General features: G+C 35.4%; 16 protein-coding genes. 4 read left to right on the forward strand and 12 right to left on the reverse strand.

What is annotated here, in order from left to right; genetic code table 11:
- The 4 genes from FLB_RS10285 to FLB_RS10300 form a co-directional block, all read right to left on the reverse strand.
- Positions 1 to 1,849 (reverse strand): PorP/SprF family type IX secretion system membrane protein (locus FLB_RS10285; protein ID WP_157490596.1); only part of this gene is annotated, 1,849 nt, incomplete at its 3' end.
- 1 nt (position 1,850) lies between these two features.
- A complete protein-coding gene (locus tag FLB_RS10290; RefSeq protein ID WP_064715882.1) occupies positions 1,851 to 3,341 on the reverse strand; it encodes a gliding motility-associated C-terminal domain-containing protein in 1,491 nt (496 codons plus the stop codon).
- Positions 3,342 to 3,436: 95 nt separating this feature from the next.
- Positions 3,437 to 4,729, reverse strand: a complete 1,293-nt coding sequence (locus FLB_RS10295; RefSeq protein WP_064715883.1) for a hypothetical protein — start codon at positions 4,727 to 4,729, stop codon at positions 3,437 to 3,439.
- Positions 4,730 to 4,836: 107 nt separating this feature from the next.
- A complete protein-coding gene (locus FLB_RS10300; RefSeq protein WP_064715884.1) occupies positions 4,837 to 5,277 on the reverse strand; it encodes a hypothetical protein in 441 nt (146 codons plus the stop codon).
- A gap of 349 nt (positions 5,278 to 5,626) precedes the next feature.
- Here FLB_RS10300 and FLB_RS10305 point away from each other — a divergent pair, with 349 nt between their 5' ends.
- The 4 genes from FLB_RS10305 (at position 5,627) to recA (ending at position 8,883) form a co-directional block, all read left to right on the forward strand.
- A complete protein-coding gene (locus FLB_RS10305; protein ID WP_064715885.1) occupies positions 5,627 to 6,775 on the forward strand; it encodes an ATP-binding protein in 1,149 nt (382 codons plus the stop codon).
- Positions 6,776 to 6,780: 5 nt separating this feature from the next.
- Positions 6,781 to 7,164: a DoxX family membrane protein gene (locus FLB_RS10310; RefSeq protein ID WP_064715886.1), complete on the forward strand. Its 384-nt coding sequence runs from the start codon at positions 6,781 to 6,783 to the stop codon at positions 7,162 to 7,164.
- A gap of 29 nt (positions 7,165 to 7,193) precedes the next feature.
- Positions 7,194 to 7,703, forward strand: a complete 510-nt coding sequence (locus tag FLB_RS10315; RefSeq protein WP_064715887.1) for an acyl-CoA thioesterase — start codon at positions 7,194 to 7,196, stop codon at positions 7,701 to 7,703.
- A gap of 172 nt (positions 7,704 to 7,875) precedes the next feature.
- A complete protein-coding gene (recA, locus tag FLB_RS10320; protein ID WP_064716079.1) occupies positions 7,876 to 8,883 on the forward strand; it encodes a recombinase RecA in 1,008 nt (335 codons plus the stop codon).
- Positions 8,884 to 9,078: 195 nt separating this feature from the next.
- On the opposite strand, the gene FLB_RS10325 is transcribed toward recA, so the two are convergent.
- From FLB_RS10325 to FLB_RS10360, 8 genes are all read right to left on the reverse strand, one after another.
- Entirely contained in the window at positions 9,079 to 9,828 is a 750-nt protein-coding gene (locus FLB_RS10325; RefSeq protein WP_064715888.1) for a lysophospholipid acyltransferase family protein, read from the reverse strand.
- Between the two features lie 68 nt (positions 9,829 to 9,896).
- On the reverse strand, positions 9,897 to 11,285 hold the full coding sequence (locus FLB_RS10330) for a murein hydrolase activator EnvC family protein (protein WP_064715889.1): 1,389 nt from the start codon (positions 11,283 to 11,285) through the stop codon (positions 9,897 to 9,899).
- Positions 11,286 to 11,391: 106 nt separating this feature from the next.
- On the reverse strand, positions 11,392 to 12,615 hold the full coding sequence (locus FLB_RS10335; protein ID WP_064715890.1) for a murein hydrolase activator EnvC family protein: 1,224 nt from the start codon (positions 12,613 to 12,615) through the stop codon (positions 11,392 to 11,394).
- Positions 12,616 to 12,638: 23 nt separating this feature from the next.
- On the reverse strand, positions 12,639 to 13,412 hold the full coding sequence (locus FLB_RS10340; RefSeq protein ID WP_064715891.1) for a DUF4292 domain-containing protein: 774 nt from the start codon (positions 13,410 to 13,412) through the stop codon (positions 12,639 to 12,641).
- The gene (locus FLB_RS10345; protein WP_064715892.1) at positions 13,412 to 14,761 is read right to left on the reverse strand and encodes a tetratricopeptide repeat protein; all 1,350 of its coding nucleotides are present in this window, start codon (positions 14,759 to 14,761) and stop codon (positions 13,412 to 13,414) included. Before FLB_RS10345 ends, FLB_RS10340 begins: the two co-directional genes overlap by 1 nt.
- Before the next feature lie 13 nt (positions 14,762 to 14,774).
- Entirely contained in the window at positions 14,775 to 15,791 is a 1,017-nt protein-coding gene (locus FLB_RS10350; protein WP_064715893.1) for a sugar phosphate nucleotidyltransferase, read from the reverse strand.
- A gap of 135 nt (positions 15,792 to 15,926) precedes the next feature.
- Positions 15,927 to 16,361: a dUTP diphosphatase gene (gene dut, locus FLB_RS10355; RefSeq protein ID WP_064715894.1), complete on the reverse strand. Its 435-nt coding sequence runs from the start codon at positions 16,359 to 16,361 to the stop codon at positions 15,927 to 15,929.
- A gap of 115 nt (positions 16,362 to 16,476) precedes the next feature.
- The gene (locus tag FLB_RS10360) at positions 16,477 to 17,940 is read right to left on the reverse strand and encodes a lipopolysaccharide biosynthesis protein (protein WP_064715895.1); all 1,464 of its coding nucleotides are present in this window, start codon (positions 17,938 to 17,940) and stop codon (positions 16,477 to 16,479) included.
- Positions 17,941 to 18,114: the final 174 nt, after the last annotated feature.

An 18,114-nucleotide genomic window follows, 5' to 3' on the forward strand; every position in this document is an offset into this window, starting at 1 on the left:
TTGCCTTAGCATCCGCAGCTATTTTTTCTTGACGAAGACGCTCGGCTTCTGCATCGGCTTTGGCTTTAGCATCGGCTGCTGCTTTTTGTTGTGCTTCGGCATCAGCTTTTGCCTTAGCATCCGCAGCTAGTTTTTCTTGACGAAGGCGCTCGGCTTCTGCATCGGCTTTGGCTTTAGCATCCGCTGCTGCTTTTTGTTTTGCCTCTGCATCAGCTTTTGCCTTAGCATCCGCAGTTATTTTTTCTTGACGAAGACGCTCGGCTTCTGCATCTGCTTTAGCTTTAGCATCGGCTGCTGCTTTTTGTTGTGCTTCGGCATCAGCTTTTGCCTTAGCATCCGCAGCTAGTTTTTCTTGACGAAGGCGCTCGGCTTCTGCATCGGCTTTGGCTTTAGCATCCGCTGCTGCTTTTTGTTTTGCCTCTGCATCAGCTTTTGCCTTAGCATCCGCAGCTATTTTTTCTTGACGAAGACGCTCGGCTTCTGCATCTGCTTTAGCTTTAGCATCCGCTGCTAATTTTGCTTGACGAAGACGCACAGCTTCAGCGTCAGCTTTGGCTTTAGCATCCGCGGCTAATTTTTGTTTTGCCACTGCTTCGGCTTTTGCCTTAGCATCCACTGCTAGTTTTTCTTGACGAAGAAGCTCGGCTTCTGCATCCTCCTTGGCTTTAGCATCGGCTGCTGCTTTTTGCTTTGCTTCCGCATCAGCTTTCGCTTTAGCATCCGCTATTTCCTTTAATTTAGCTTGACGCATGGCTTCTCTAGCCGCTTGTGCTTCTAATCGAGCAGCTTCTAGATTAGCTTTATCGACTGGAGAAAGCAAAGTACTTTGTTTCGGTTGGGTACTTATAGGTTTTGCTGAAGGTTTCGTTGGAGCTTCATTTGGCTTAATTAAAGCACCTTCTTCTTCATCATCTCCATAATAATACGTTTTGTTTTTGAATTTGTAGGCCAAAACAATATCATGTGAGGCACCAAAATTATCGAAAGCACCCATCGCCTTTTCAAAATTATATTCAATTGAAATAGTAGAAGTAATATTTAAACCAATACCTCCAGAGACTCCATATAAGCTATTGTATCCAGCTTGTGCCCAAACACCCATAGGAATTGAAAACATAGCCAATCCAGAAACAACCGTTTTGTCTTTTTTGAACTCAGAACGTACTAATGCAGAGAATTTACTTTTATCGAAAAAACCATAGGAATCCAAATATCCCGTATACATAATATGGGCTTGGATCGCTTTTTCTGGATCATCCTTAAGCATATTGGAAGTACCAAAATTGTAACTAACGATATTATTTAATGCTAAACCAAAATCTAAAAAAGTAGTTCCATAATTAATCCCTGGACTAACCGTAAGTAAAAAATTGGAAGGAATATTGTTTAAAGAAGGATCCGCAATGCCGTTTGTGATGACTTTTCCAGCATCCAAACCACTCTTATATGCACCTAAATTTAACCCAAAAGTAAGGTTACTATCTTGTTCTAAAATGACATTATGTGTAAAGTTGGCTACCGCACCAAAAGTAGCAAGTACACCATAATTTTGTTTAAAAACACCTAAACCTACTCCTTGATTTTCTAAAAAACGTCCTGAATAGCTTGCAAAATAAGTAGTGGGAGCATTATCAAATTGAACCCATTGTCTTTTGCTATATATAGTCGCTACAGTATTTTGTTCACGGACAAAACTAAAGGTAGGATTGATTACAAATCGATTGTATTTTAAAGAATTTCGTATCGGAAGGGAAAACGAAACAACTCCATCCTCAGCCGGAACAGCTTGAGCATAGAGTTCGTGGTGCATACCATAAAAAAAAGCAATGAATAGTAAAATTTTCTTCATATTATTTTATCACAGTTATTGACCCTTTTTTTACCTTTTTATCTGGAGTAGTGATAATATAATAATAAATGGGATTAACATTTTTAAAATCGGTAGGGCTTGTTACCGAAGGCCAATCGTTTTGATAATCATTAGTTTGAACCACAACTTCACCCAAAGCACTTACAATTAAAACTTCGGTATTAGTGCCACTAACATACGCTAAAGGAAGTATCCAAGTATCATTGATAAAATCCCCGTTTGGACTAATCACATTAGGGATCTCAGCTACATCTGGAAAAGGATTCGGATCCGTTGAATAGGTTACCTCAAAGGTTAAATCTTTGGCTACAGTACAACTTCCAGGTTGCGTAATGGTCACTTTATAAATTCCTTTAACAGTAGCACTATACGTATTTGAAGTTACATTGGGTATTTGAACACCATTTAAAAACCACTTAAACGTTGGATTTACAGCATTAGTAGTAACCGCAACTGCTAAACTTTCACCTGGAACAATAGCATAAGTAGCCGCAATATTTAAACTACTGGTAAAGGATACTTCCTTCAAATCTATAGTCGCATTAGCATCACAAGAACCAAAACCAACTTTTACACTATATTGCCCAGCTGTGGTAGCCGAATACGTTTGATTTGTAGCATTGGGAATCGCCACGTTGTCTTTATACCATTGATAAGTGTTTCCTTTAGTAGCCGACAAAATTGTTGGTCCTTGACTAGTACAAAAAGGATTGCCCAAACTTGAAGTAATAACAGCTGTAGCGCCAGAATTAGATGAAGTAACGGTAACACGATTAGAATATGAGTCAGAAGTACAGGTCCCATAATTGGTCTCGGCATAATAAACACCCGGAGAAGTTACGGTATAATTAGCACCTGTTGCAGAAGCTACTTTAGTTGGTAAAACTGTAGGGCCGTTATCTCTAAACCAATTAAAGGTAAGTCCTGGATATTTTAAAGGAGAATCATTAGTTACAGCTCCAGGGTTATCGATCGAAAGCACATAGGAACCTCCAGAGCAAATTACCACATTAGAGGTGTTATTGTTAATGGTAAATTGACTGTCTTGTGGCTTATAGTAGGCAGGAAAAGAATTGGAGAGTTGACTAGTTGCTGCTGGTGAAGTACTTCGAATACGCAATCTATAGCCTTCTCCACTTGTGGTCACAGGAACAGCAAATGTAATTTTGGCTGGCGAAGTCGTTATCGCTCCCGCCACTGAAGTGTGCAATACCGTAGGTGTTACGAAACTTCCATTACCGTCAGATAGCTCAACAATAAATTGGTTTGAAGCTGTAATTCCACTAGTTGGAGTGAAACTAAAAGTAACATCGAAAGTATTGAATGATGGATTTGCACAAATCTGAGTAAATGGGAAAGTAGGTTTTCCAATTGCGATTTGTGCCTGAATTTTATTTACAAATGGGAAAAAACCAATTGAAAAATAAAAAAAAAATTGTACCAAAAAAAAGACCTTATTGTACCTTTTCATGTTTTAAATCTGTGGTTTTACAAGGTTTTTGAATAAAAAAATAAAAACTTCGATTGTTGGGGTGCAACCAAAGTTTTTATTTTTTTAAAAACAGTCTAGTTGTTGTTTGAAGCTGTAATTTTTGAAATTCTTAATCTGAAATCTGGTCTTTTTTCATTTGAGAAATCAATAAATGCCTCAGCGTTATTCTTTTTATCATATACATTAAAGAAGGCACTATTGCCATACCAATTTTCTAACTCCTCATTTTCAGGGTTAAACTCGGTAAAAATATTCCCTTTACAGAAATTAATGTACAATTGTTCTAATTTAATTTTTTTCAAATTTGGTGCTGTAACTTCCATTTTGGCATCTAAAACTACAGCTGGATTAAAGCCTGAAATCACACTTTTCTTTAATTCTAAAAAGGTGTTTTCTGCAACACGCACGGCATCTTTAATCAAACCATTTTGAATATCCGCTGCTATATCATCACTATCATTAACAAATGTCATATTACTTGCAACGATATTGGTTTGTTTTTTATTAAAATCAACTTCGCTTTTTTGATCATATGAAGCCAAGTCAAAACATCTTGATGCTGAAGTATTACTAGAAATATAAGATGATCGTATCGCTAAGGAATTATCTATTTTACATTGAACACCATAATTAAACTTATAGTCAATTCCGTTAGATTTTAATGAAATCATTTTATTCATGACTACATCACCACCATACACTTCAAAAGAATCTCCTGCACAATAACTTACCATAACATTTTCAACAGTGGTTTTGTTGCCTACTCCACCTAAAAATAATCCATTAAAATTACCACTTCCTTTTACTTTTTTTCCAGCATATTCAATGCGAACAAAACGTAAAACTCCAGAATTTGCAGCAGGATTACTACCACCGTAAACAGTCATCGCATTATCTAAATCATAATTTACAGAGGCTACTCCACCAAATTTGTTTATTGGAGCCTCACCTAAAATTATTAATCCTCCCCAATCACCAGCCTTTTTAACGCTACGATTAGAAGTAAAAACAATAGGATCGGTTTCTAAACCGTCAGCAATGATTGAAGCTCCTTTTGTTATAATCAAAGCAGCTCCTGAATCAAAATCACCAATAATTACAGTACCTGGTTCAATAGTTAAGACTGCATTATTACTAACATAAACTGCACCTTGCAATAGGTAGATATTCTTTTTTAACAATTTAGTGTTAGAAGAAATAGTACCAGCCAAAATTTGATTGGCTTCACCATAATCCACTTTAGCTGGCTTAAATTCTGTCCAATTGCTCAACCAATTTGTAGAACCTATGATGCCTTTCTCTTGTTGTGCATTTGCACTACAAACAACCAATAGCAATAAAGCTAAAACTTGAATACTTTTTTTCATGAGGTTAAGATTTAGGGGGGGGATATATCTTTCACATCTATTTAAAGAGTGACAAAAGTTGAAAACAATTTGGTTAAATTAATGGAAGTTAAGTCTATTGACTACTTCTAGTTTTCACCTAAAGAATTCAACGATTTTAAAGTTTCTTCATAAAACAAAATAGCAGAAATTAAATTTCCTTTATCTGCGTATGGCACCATTTTTCTTTGAAATTCAACGGTAACTTCCAAGAAAGAATTCATACTTTCTGACTGCACTGTCAATGCTTTAGTATTATTAGCATCTTCTGGAATACCTAAATCAGTTAAGGTTACGCCAGGTTTACTTACCAATGCAATGTATGGCAACGTTTTAACTAAAACTTTAATTCTTTCTATGTACAACTCCAAAAGAGGACCTTTTTGCAACTGCTCCAATTCTGGCTTCGTATAGTATTTTTTTACTAAAGCTGTTCTACTAATAATACTTTGAGGAACTTTAGTTTGTGCAGAAGCTACTCCTACAGTTAATAAAAATACTAACCCAAAAAAAATAATTTTCCCTTTCATGCTTTTCTTTTTTGTTAATTAAAATGTTAATAACAAAAATAAACAAATTTACTTAACTCACAACTTTTCACAATAATTTTATGAATAAAAAATAGTACATAAATTAAAGAAAGTGGTTGTTTGTCGATAAAACAAAGCACTTAACATTTTGTATAATAGGTATTTATACGTAATTTATTAACTTAATATTAACAAGAATATAGGCGAAAGAAGCCAAATATTAACAGTTTTAAATTGTTAATAAACAGTAATTATTTACAAAAGAAAATGATAAAAGCGACCTTAGCAATCCGCACAAAGTTTAATCCATAAAATTTTCGTCTCAATCAATTTCTATTATCTTTGCTTTATGCTATTTTCATCTATTCTAGGTCAACAACACATTAAAAATCATTTAATTAAAAGCGCCGAATCCGGAAGAATTCCCCATGCACAATTGTTTGTAGGACCAGAAGGATGCGGAACACTTGCCATGGCTATAGCCTATGCACAATATATTCTTTGCAACAATACCAATTGTGAGAATCAAAATGGAAATGAAAGCCGCAATTTGAAGTTTCAAAATTTAGCACATCCAGACCTCCATTTTGTCTACCCAACCGTTAGTACAGAAGAGGTAAAAAGTAAGCCAAAAAGTATTGATTTTATAACGGATTGGCGAGCATTCGTACTTCAAAACCCATATGGAAGTTTATTAGACTGGTATTCTTACCTTGGGGTACAAAACAAACAGGGTGAAATACGAGTAGATGATGCTCAAGAAATCCTTAAATCATTAGCCCTGAAAGCGTACGAAGGTGGGTATAAAATAATGATCGTTTGGATGGCTGACAAACTCAATACGGCAGCAGCTAACAAATTACTAAAACTGTTAGAAGAACCACCAGAAAAAACGATTTTTTTATTGGTAACCGAAAATGAGGAATCCATAATTTCTACTATCCGTTCAAGATGCCAAGCCATTCATTTTAATGGAATTCCAGAGCATGATATCACCCAGGCTTTGGTTGAATTACAAAACTTGGATATAAAATTGGCTCAAAATATAGCCCATCAAGCACAAGGAAATTACAATAAAGCCCTACATCTATTGCATCAAGACGCTGATGATTTGGCCTTTGAAGAATGGTTTGTGGTTTGGGTTAGAGCTGCTTTTAAAGCCAAAGGCAATCCTGCCGCTATTCAGGATTTGATTCAGTGGAGCGAACAAATTGCTCAGTTAGGAAGAGAAAGACAAAAAAAATTCTTAGAATTCTGTATCGAAATGTTTCGTCAAGCTTTGTTACTTAATTATCAAGCCCCGCAATTGGTTTATCTAAGTCCAAAAGTTGAAAAATTTAAATTAGAGAATTTTGCGCCTTTCATACATGGCAATAACATTGATGCTATTTTTACCCAACTATCAGAGGCTTTGTATCATATTGAAAGAAACGGAAACGCAAAAATAATCTTAACCGACTTATCCATCCAATTAACTCGATTAATTCATAAAAAATAACGATCATGCACAATACTGCCTCACTTTTATTACTTGTCTTTCTGGCCATCACGTTCATACAGTCTGGATATGACAAAATATTCTACTGGAAGGACAATGTAGCTTGGCTTAAAGATCACTTTGCCAAAACACCATTAAAAAAACAAGTGCCTTTGGCCTTAGCAAACGTTCTTATTTTAGAACTACTATCAGGGATTTTATGCATCGTTGGAAGCATCGAATTATATCTAACCAACGAAAAACTTTACGGATATTATGGCGCTGTATTTTCTTGCCTTACCTTATTAATGCTTTTGTTTGGACAACGTTTGGCCAAGGATTATGATGGCGCAAGAACCATAGTAATCTATTTTGTTCCAGCAGTAATGGCTGTTTTTTTGCTCAACTAATTTTAATTTTAATATTTTACCTTACCTATATGATTCCAAAACATCCTTCAGAATCCTTGACCATTTTAACAGATTTGGTTTTACCAAGTGAAACCAATCCATTAAATAATCTTTTTGGCGGAGAACTTCTAGCACGAATGGATCGCGCTGCCAGCATTGCGGCAAGAAGACATTCTAGAAGAATAGTAGTAACTGCTTCTGTAAATCATGTAGCCTTCAATAGAGCAGTACCTATTGGAAGCGTAGTAACTGTAGAAGCAAAAATCTCTAGATCATTCAAAAGCTCAATGGAAATCTATATTGATGTATGGATTGAGGATCGCGAATCCGGGCTTCGAAATAAAGCAAACGAAGGCATCTATACCTTTGTAGCCGTTGACGATACTGGAAGACCTGTAGAAGTGGCTCCAATTATTCCTGAAACCGAATTAGAAAAACAACGATTTGATGCCGCTTTACGCAGAAAACAATTAAGTTTGGTACTTGCTGGAAAAATGAATCCTCATGATGCTACAGAATTGAAAGCACTATTTAGTTAAGAAATCAACTCGTGCTATTTTTTATTTTGAATACTAAAAGAGAGCGCGATTAGCATTAAAAAAAAATGTATTTTTACCTTAACTATTTTAAAAGTATTTCGTTATTTCATAATATAAAAATTCATATACGCCAAAAATTAGTTATAAACCAAAAAATTAGATGAAAGAAAAGATGAGTTCAGACAAAGAAGCCAAATTAAAAGCGTTACAACTTACGCTTGACAAATTAGACAAAACCTACGGAAAAGGGACGGTAATGAAAATGGGCGATAAGGCCATTGTAGAAGTAGAAACAATCTCCTCAGGTTCGTTAGGAATAGATTTAGCATTAGGAGTTAATGGATACCCAAAAGGGAGAATCATCGAAATTTATGGTCCTGAATCTTCAGGTAAAACTACGCTAACCCTACACGCAATAGCCGAAGCTCAAAAAGCAGGAGGAATCGCCGCATTTATTGATGCGGAACATGCCTTTGACAGAAATTATGCCGAAAAACTAGGAGTAGATATTGAAAACCTCATTATTTCTCAACCTGATAACGGGGAGCAAGCTTTAGAAATTGCGGAAAATCTAATCCGTTCTGGAGCAATTGATATTGTAGTAATTGACTCGGTAGCTGCCTTAACTCCAAAAAGTGAGATAGAGGGTGAAATGGGAGATTCAAAAATGGGCTTACATGCTCGTTTGATGTCTCAAGCGTTAAGAAAACTAACAGGAACCATCAGCAAAACACATTGCACAGTTTTCTTTATCAACCAATTGAGAGAAAAAATAGGTGTAATGTTTGGTAATCCTGAAACTACAACTGGAGGTAACGCTTTGAAATTTTATGCTTCCGTTCGTTTGGACATTCGTCGTTCTACTCAAATTAAAGACGGAGAAAATGTTTTAGGAAACCGTACCAAAGTCAAAATTGTAAAAAACAAAGTCGCTCCACCATTTAAAGTAGCCGAATTTGACATTATGTATGGAGAAGGAATTTCAAAAACTGGAGAAATTTTAGATCTTGCTGTAGAATTCGAAATTATCAAAAAAGCGGGTTCATGGTTTAGTTATGGAGAAACCAAATTAGGTCAAGGTCGTGATGCTGTAAAAACTTTAATCAAAGATAATCCTGAATTAGCCGACGAATTAGAAGTTAAAATAAAAGCACATATCAAAGAATTGGCTAACGAATAAACGATTCAAAAAAATATAAAAAGCTATCTATTCACTATTTGTTAGTGAATTGATAGCTTTTTTTATGACAATTCTTTAACAAATAAAGAAAAAACCTACGATTTAAGTCGCTGAGAATTGCGTATTTAAAAAAAAATGAACAGAGTACTGAAATATTTAAAAATCAAGAGGTGTTAAAATAAGGAAAAACTTAAATTAACTTTCTCTCTTTTCAAAATCAGAGAGCTTATTCAATATAATCAATCGAACCCGCTCTTTTATTTCTTTTCTAGCTTCACCTGTCAATCCATTCGTTTGAAGAATAGGATGTATATGTGCACGCATCAAACCAGGACTTCCGCTAAAAAAAGTATAGGAAAAACGTTTTTTATTATCAGGGAACGTAATGGGTAAAATGGGTATTTGATGTTCAATCGCAAGCCTGAAAGCTCCATCTTTAAACTCGTCCAGTAAAATTGATTCGTCATCCGGAACACCGCCTTCGGGAAAAATACAAACACTCAATCCTCTATTAATTCTTTGTTGGGCGGCTTCAAAAACAGCTCTCCTACTCTTCGCAGAACCACGATCCACAAGGATACAAGTTCTTTTATAGAAAAAACCAAACAACGGAATCTTAGATAATTCCTGCTTTCCGACAAAAACAAATGGATTTTTTATTATAGCTAACATCAACATGATATCTGCCATCGAGGTATGATTCGCCACAATCATATAGCTCGTCTTAGCCGCTATAATGGGTTCTTGTTTTACTTTGTAATTGAAACCCATTCCGAACAAAATAACCTTTGCCCAAATCCGAGCCATCTTAAAAAAATAGGGATACCCACTCTCTGTAAGGATGGAGATCACCAAAAAAGGAAACATCACCAGTATAGGAATGGCCATAAGTATGTAAAACCAAATCCTCCAAATTATCCAAAAAAAAACTTTCAACATTCTCATGGTCTCAAAAGTAAGGAATTTTGAATACCAATTGTAAAAAAAAAAAGCAAGAAAAGCTACACCAAATATTATTTAGGAGATAACCAAGGTCTTGGATTCACATAAACTACATTCTGACACAAAGTAAATTTTAGAATAGTCTTCCCATCAGAATTGGTGCGTATGGTTCCCAAACTTTGCTTGGTACTCACTTTGTCTCCTTTACTAACATTAATCGTACTCAAGTTTTGGTACACTGTAAAGTAATCTCCATGCTGAATCATAACTGCTTTATTATTTGAAATAGCAATTACCGAGAACACTTCTCCAGCAAAAACAGCTCTCGCATGAGCACCACTATATGTCGAAATTGACAATCCGCTATTTTGTATCGTTAGGGTTTTATAAACAGGGTGTGCCTGTGTACCAAAACCAATAAAAACCTCACCGCGATCTACTGGCCAAGGCAATCTTCCTTTGTTGGCCTTAAAATTATCTGAAACCAATTTGCTTTCTGAGGTCAGTTCCATTTTGGTTGACGAAACTGGCGCAATAGCAACCGCTTTGCTTGGACTATCTTTAACAGGAACAACTATTTCTTTGGTTTTAGTGTCTTTTTTGCTACCATTTTTAATTTTCTCAGCCAAAGCTTTTTCCTTTGCCAATCGATCGGCTAATGCCTTTTCTTTGGCAGCCTTTTCTTTAAGTGCTTTTTCTTTGGCAGCTCTTGCCAAAGCTGCTTTTCTATTGGCCTCGGCTATAGCTTTTCGAATCAATCGATCTATTTCTCTGTCGATATTACGAGCTTCTTGTTGTTTCTTTTTTATATCAGCCGCAATCTTCTTTTTGTCTTTTTGAAGCAAATTCACAATTTTCTGTTGTTCATTTTTAGCTTCTTCTAATGATTTTTTTTCTTTTTCATTCTCGGCGATAAGACGTTCTTTCTGAATTTTTTGAGATTTTAATTGTTCATAATACCCCATTAATTCTTTGGATTTCAGTTGTATTTCCTGGCCTTGTACTTTTCGAAAATTGGCATATTGCTTCATGTATTGCAACCGTTTATAGGCCTGCAAAAAACTAGAAGATGATAAAACAAACATAGCTTTACTTTCCTCTGAACGGCTCTTATAGGATTTGAGAATCATTTCTGCATAATCTGTCTTTAGCAAACTCAATTCATTGTCCAAACGATCAATTTTTAACTCACTAGTCTGCATATCATTGCTTAACAAATGGGTTTGTTTTTCGGTGGTTTGAATTAAAGTTTCTTTGAGTTTTATTTTTTGCGTTTGCAAATCCATAACTTCTACCGCCGTTTTTTCTTTCTTTTTAACGGTCAATAGTTTTTTTTCATTAGCAATAATTTCTTTTTGAATCTTAGCTTTTCGGAGTTCTAGATTTTCTTGCTGGGATTTTTGGGCAAATATAAAAGTGGTAAAACCAAATAATACTATACTAAAAAGAGACTTAGGCATGAAGCTTTATTTTTTTTGCAAAAATAGTTATTTCTAAAGTAGCAATTAAAAAAGACTACTTAATCTTAAGAGAAAAATAGTCCTTTTAGTATAACATAAAAAAAGATTACATATTGTATAACCAACTCGCTGGATTATTATAAGTCGCGTTTTGAGAGATTGTAAATTTAAGTACGGTTTTCCCTTCGCTATTGGTTCTAATTTTACCAAGATTTTGTTTAATGCCTACTTTATCCCCTTTAGAAACCGATACTGAACTCAAGTTTTGATAGACTGTAAAACAATCTCCATGCTGAATCATTACTGCTTTATTTACAGGAGAAAGCACCATAATATTAGTCACTTCTCCAGCAAAAACTGAACGTGCATAAGATCCAGCATCTGTAGTAATTTCTACTCCACTATTGTTGATTACAAGAGTTGGGTACACAGGATGTGGCTGTTTACCATACCCTAAGGAGACAAATCCTTTTTCTACTGGCCAAGGCAATTTGCCTTTATTCGCTCTAAAATTATCGGCCAAAATTTTAGCCTCAGCTGTAAGTGCTATTCTTGAGGACGAGCCACCTGTTGCTGTTCCGTCTTTGGCTGCTTTTCTATTAGCCTCGGCAATAGCTTCTCTAATCAAACGATCAATCTGACGGTCTATGGCTTTGGTTTCGGATTGTTTTTTACGAATCGCAGCCATGATTTTGTTTTTGTCTTTCTTGATAGCATTGACCAAACGTAATTGTTCTTTCTTCTGTTTTTCTAATGCTAAGCGCTCTTTTTCTCTTTCGGCAATAATCTTTTGCTTTTCCTTTTTCTGAATAGCTAAACGGCCGTTATAATCTTGTAATTCGAGTGATTTGGATTTAATTTCTTCTCCTTGCATTTTGCGGAAACTCGAATATTGTTTCATATATTGCGCTCGCTTGTAGGCTTGCAAGAAATTTTCTGAAGACAACAAAAACATCGCTCTACTCTCTTCGGATCTGCTTTTATAGGATTTGACAATCATTCTGGCATAATCTTCTTTAAGTATTTCTAACTCTTTTTTAAGTTTATTGATCTTAACTTGGTTAATGTACATATCATTACCTAAGATCTTGGCTTGCTTTTCAGTGGTTTTGATTAACTTTTCTTGTAATTTGATTTTATTGGCTTGCAACATGACCACCGTTACTGCCGATTTTTCTTTTTTCTTAACCGACTGCAATTGACTTTCATTTTCTCTAATTTCTTGAAGAATCTGTGCTTTGCGTTGTTCTAACTTTTCTTGCTGCGATTCCTGTCCCCAAACCAATGAAGTCAAACACAAGAAAAATATACTTAGGAGAAATTTTGGCATGTCAAAAATGTTTTGATTCAAATTTACTTAATTAAAATTCTTTTATACCCACTTGGCACACTATATGGAAAAGAAAGTGCTTCGTTTACTGTTATGGTGTTATAATTGAGTTTAATTTCGGTTTTCCCTTTGGGTTGCAGTGCTACTATTTGAACATTAGAAGGCAACACAACGTTAGCATGTTGCTCAAAATTACCATAAGCAACTTCTATACTTCTACCCTCTTTGGCTTGGGTGATTTCTTGCTTTTGAAGGACAAATTTTAGGGCATCAATAAAAAAGAATTTTTGGGTGTTTTCTTTAGACAAATCTTCTAATTTATACTTTTGATCTGCTTCAAGCGTTTCTTTATATTTCCCTTTCGTCAAATCATCTATTGCTTGTCCGACCAACAAGTTTTGAATTTTTGAATAATCCAAATCGGTTCCAAGCCATTGACTCAAGCCTTTAAAATCGCCTTCAAAATAACTTCCATTAATTTTTTCGTAATAGCTTACTCCTTCTGGTGTAATTAAGGCTTTGGCCATAGTAATTCCCAAAAAACGAACGCTCACTAATATTTGTTCATCTTTTTTTATCTTAATTTCTGCCGTAACATTTTGTGACATCTTTTCATCAGCATAATTTGCACTAGATTTGATGTACAAAGTCGAAAAATCACTTTTGTTTTGGTATAATTTTTCGATGACAGAACTGTTAGTGTTCTTGATTTCTTTTGGTGCAGTCATGACCACACCCGATTTAGATTTACAAGAAATCAGTGCTATAAGTACAAAAAACGATACGTATTTCTTCATTATTTTTTTTCTTTTACTAATTGATTGGCTTTGAAAAAAAAGAAGTCTTTTTTAGCCATATCTCCAAGACCATTGAATGTTTCGCCTAATTGAATATAAAAATTAGTTTCTAAAACTGGATTCTCAATCACATAATCTATTCCAGTTTCCAACACGTCTTTTGCTTTTTTAAATTGTTGTAATTGGTTGTATCCTAAACCAGCATAATAATAAAAATGAGGTTGCGATGGATAACGCTCTAACAAGGATTGTGCCTTTTTGGACAATACCTCAAATTGCTTCATTTCGGTGTAAGATTGCAGCAACAAGATAGGTGTTTCTAATGGCAAATTAGGATCTGTGGCTAATGCCTTTTCATAATATTTTGCTGCTTTTTCCCATTGTTTTTTGTTGTAGTAAAAATTACCCACTTCTTTGGCAACAGGAACCGTTGGATCGGCCTCCAACATTGTAATTGCTTTTTCTAAATCAGCATCGTATTGTGGATTTTTTCCAGCGAAAAGTAAAAACTCATTCAATACTCGATGCTTAATTTTAGTATCGATTTTTTTACTCGCCAAAACTACATTCATCGATTGAACCGCTTTTGGACCGTCATTTTTCTCGATATGAAATTTAAATAAACTTACTTGCGCCCACTCCGAAGTAGGAATTTCTCGTTCTAACTTTTTGGCTACTTCGAGCATTTTTTCTACTTCATTATTTTTGGAGTAGCGATAAATCAAATCGATATAATTGGATTCCTCTTTTGGAAATTTCTCGATTTGTGCAATCAGATGGTCTATTTCGGTATTTTGATATTTTCCTTGCGATAAAATTCGGATTTTATAGGCTTCTCGCTGATCCGATTTTCCAACCGTTTCATTCAATTGGTTGATTAAATCCAAAGCTTTGTCGTATTGGGTTGTAGCCATATACAAACTCACCAAATCTTCTTTGAATTTTGGATCCAAAACAATGAGTTGGTTTAACACTATAATTCCATTAGTGTAGTTCTTTGTGGCATACGTTACGTCATACATTCCTACCCAAAACCATTTGTTTTTGGGGTCGATGGCTGTTGCTTTTTCAAAAGAAGCATAAGCACTTTCATAATTTTTTAACGCTAAATAGTTTTTGCCCAACTCATAATGGATCGTCGCATCATCGGGTTGCGATTTCAAGCATTTTTCAAGAGCCACTATGGCTTTATCATAATTCTCAATTCCCTTTTGCTTTAATGCTTCGTAAAAAGAATCTTGAAATTCGTTGGTAGCCATAGCAATCTCTTCCGGTTCAGCTTGTGCCTGAACGAAAGTTGGAATTCCAAAGAATCCCATAAACAAGAATGCTACAATGCTACGATTCATTTTACTTTATTTTTTATTCTAAAACCGAATAATCTCCAATACTTATGCTTGTAAAATTCCCATCATAGGTAACGTGATTTCCAATCATCGCATTATCTAAGGTTGCGTTTTTGATGTGAGTGTGCGTTTGAATCAAACTGTTTTTGATGGTTGAATCAAAAACGTGGCAAGCTTTTCCTAAAGATACATTAGGTCCGATAGTTACATTCGATAAAACAACATTCTCACCAATAAAACAAGGAGGAATAATAGTAGCATTCTCTAATTTTGCTGAAGGATCAATTAAATTAACACCATCTTGCTGCAAGAATCCAAGCATACGACCATTGGTCTCTACAGTTACGTTTTTGTTTCCACAATCCATCCATTCGTCTACACTTCCGGTTTTGAAAACTTTGCCTTTGGCCATCATTCCTTTGATACCGTCGTTGATTTGGTATTCTCCTCCGTTTTGGATGTTGTTGTCCAATACGTTTTGCAATTCTTGTTTGAGTACGGCTACATCTTTGAAATAATAAATTCCGATAACGGCTAAGTCACTCACAAATTCTTTTGGTTTTTCAACCAATTCTACGATTTCATTTTGCTCATTAAGTTTTACTACCCCATAGGCTTCTGGTGCATCCACTTGTTTTACCCAAATTACAGCATCAGCCTCTGGATCTAGCTCAAAATCGGCACGAATCAAGGTGTCAGCGTAAGCAATAACTGCAGGTCCTGATAACGATTCTTTGGCACACATTATAGCGTGACCAGTTCCCAACGGTAAATCCTGACGGTAGATCGAAGCTTTCGCGCCTAATCCTTGTGCTAATTCTTGTAAACTCGACACAACATCGTCTCCAAAAAAGGCTTCGTCTCCTAAAATAAAAGCAATCTCTTCTATCGGTTGCTTTAAAATTTTGGCAATATCTTCAACTAATCTATGTACGATTGGTTTACCTGCAACAGGAATTAATGGTTTTGGAACGGTTAAAGAGTGTGGTCTTAAACGAGACCCACGTCCCGCCATTGGTACTATTATTTTCATTAAATTTTGTATTAAGATTTTAGAATTAAGTATTAAGACAAAACAAAATACTCTTCTGATTATTATTTACCAGCTTTAGTTCAAACACTTTCTTTGAAGATTGCGAACTGAACACTAAAAGCTGAACACTGTATACTATTTTACTCCTGTGCTACCAAATCCTCCAGCTCCTCGGGTGGTCTCAGATAATTCGTTGACTGCTACCCACTCGGCGCGTTCGTGTTTGGCGATTACTAATTGAGCGATGCGTTCTCCATTTTGGATTACAAATGTCTCATTGGATAAATTTACTAAAATCACACCAATTTCCCCTCTATAATCGGCATCAATTGTTCCTGGAGCATTGAGAACGGTGATTCCGTTTTTGGCCGCCAAACCACTACGAGGTCTTACTTGTGCTTCGTAACCTATAGGTAATTCAATAAACAATCCTGTTTTTACGATAGCTCTTTCTAAAGGTTGCAAAGTAATAGGTTCGGTTATATTCGCACGCAAATCCATTCCCGCCGAAGCGATGGTTTCGTAATGAGGCAATTCGTGTGCGGATGTATTGATGATGTTGATGTTCATTTTTTAAATCTAAAAGTCTTGATTACTACTTGGCCCTAGCCCTGATGGAAGCGGCATCCTGTGGTCCTGGGGTTCAGGACCACAGATATAGCGTACAGCAGGAAATAGCTCCTTCTTATTTTTTTCGTTTAATAATATTTAAAATTGTGGTTTTCTCATTGTGATAAATGAAATAAAGAAACGCTAGCAATAACGGAATTCCTACGAAATAATTCTCTCTAAATCCATAAAAAGAAATCACCGAAAACAAAATTGAAATGCCCAAATAAGCACCAATTTTTTCCATATCATAAGGAATAGGATAGTGTTTTTTGCCCAAAATATAGGAAATCAACATCATACTTCCATAAGCCGAAATCGTAGCAATGGCCGAGCCGTAATAGCTGTATTTTGGAATCAAAATATAATTCAGAAGCAAAGTCAAAAGTGCACCAACGATAGAAATATACGCTCCAATAATTGTCTTGTCCGTTAACTTATACCAAACCGAAAGATTGTTATAAATGCCTAGAAAGAAGTTGGCCAAGATAATCAACGGAACCACTTTCATCGCTTCCCAATAGGATTCATTGTCTAATAATAACAGTTTTAAAATATCAGCAAAAACAATGACACCCAAAAGAATCAAAGAACCAAAAATGACAAAATATTTGGTAATCATCGCATAGGTTTGTGGGGCGTTCTCGTTACTAGAATGACTGAAGAAAAAAGGCTCAATTCCTAATCGAAAAGCAGTAGCAAAAAGCACCATAAAAAGCCCTAATTTATAACAGGCCGAATAAGCCCCTACTTCGGATTTGGCAATGTTGTCTGGCAACCAATAGCCTAATAAAATTTTATCAAAATGTTCGTTTACGGCAAAAGCAATTCCTGCAATTAAAATAGGCAAACCATAACGCATCATTTTTTTCCATAGTACCACATCAAAATTGCGTTTTAAGGAAACATAATTAGGTGAAAGTACCACAAAAGTGAGCAAACTCGCCAACAAATTGGAAACGAAAATGTACCCAATTTCGAAATTATCGATATACATATTCCCCAAAAAAGAGTCGGGACTATCGGCATAAATTTTAGGTAAAACCAATAAGAAATACAGGTTGAGTGCCAAGTTAACGACTACATTCCCTATTTTGATAATAGCATACATCATAGGGCGTTTGTTAGCCCTTAATTTTGAAAAAGGGATAATCACCAAGGCATCTAAAACCAAAATCCAAATGGTAAACGTAATGTACTGCACATCTACATGCGCCCATGAGGCTAAGGTGTTTCTAAAAATTAAGGCGCCAAACAAAAACAAAATGGAAGACCAAAAAATAGAAATGGTACTGGTGGCAATGACGTTTTCTTTGTCGGTTTCGGCACTGTAGAAACGGAAAAAGGCGGTTTCCATACCGTAGGATAAAATTACGTTGAAAAAAACCATCCAAGAGAGAACGATAGATACTTCGCCATACTCTGCTGTTGGTAAAATTCCGGTGTACAAGCGCACCAATAAAAAACTGAGCATACGAGGCAAAACGGTTGCAAGTCCGTATATCGCAGTTTGTTTGAATAGACTTTTATATAATCCCAAAGTAGTTTGGTTTTGATTTGACTTAAGAAAACAAAAATAGCGAATTCAAGGTTGACTTAATAAAAAAATTTAAACCCATAACTTGTGGTTTTATTTAAACATTGAAGTCATTGAAGTCTTTTTGGAATAGCCACAATTTTTTGAACCATATAAGGGCATGTAAGGTCATATAAG

It is taken from the genome of Flavobacterium succinicans (assembly GCF_001662485.1).
In the GTDB taxonomy this organism is placed as follows: Bacteria; Bacteroidota; Bacteroidia; order Flavobacteriales; family Flavobacteriaceae; genus Flavobacterium; species Flavobacterium succinicans_A.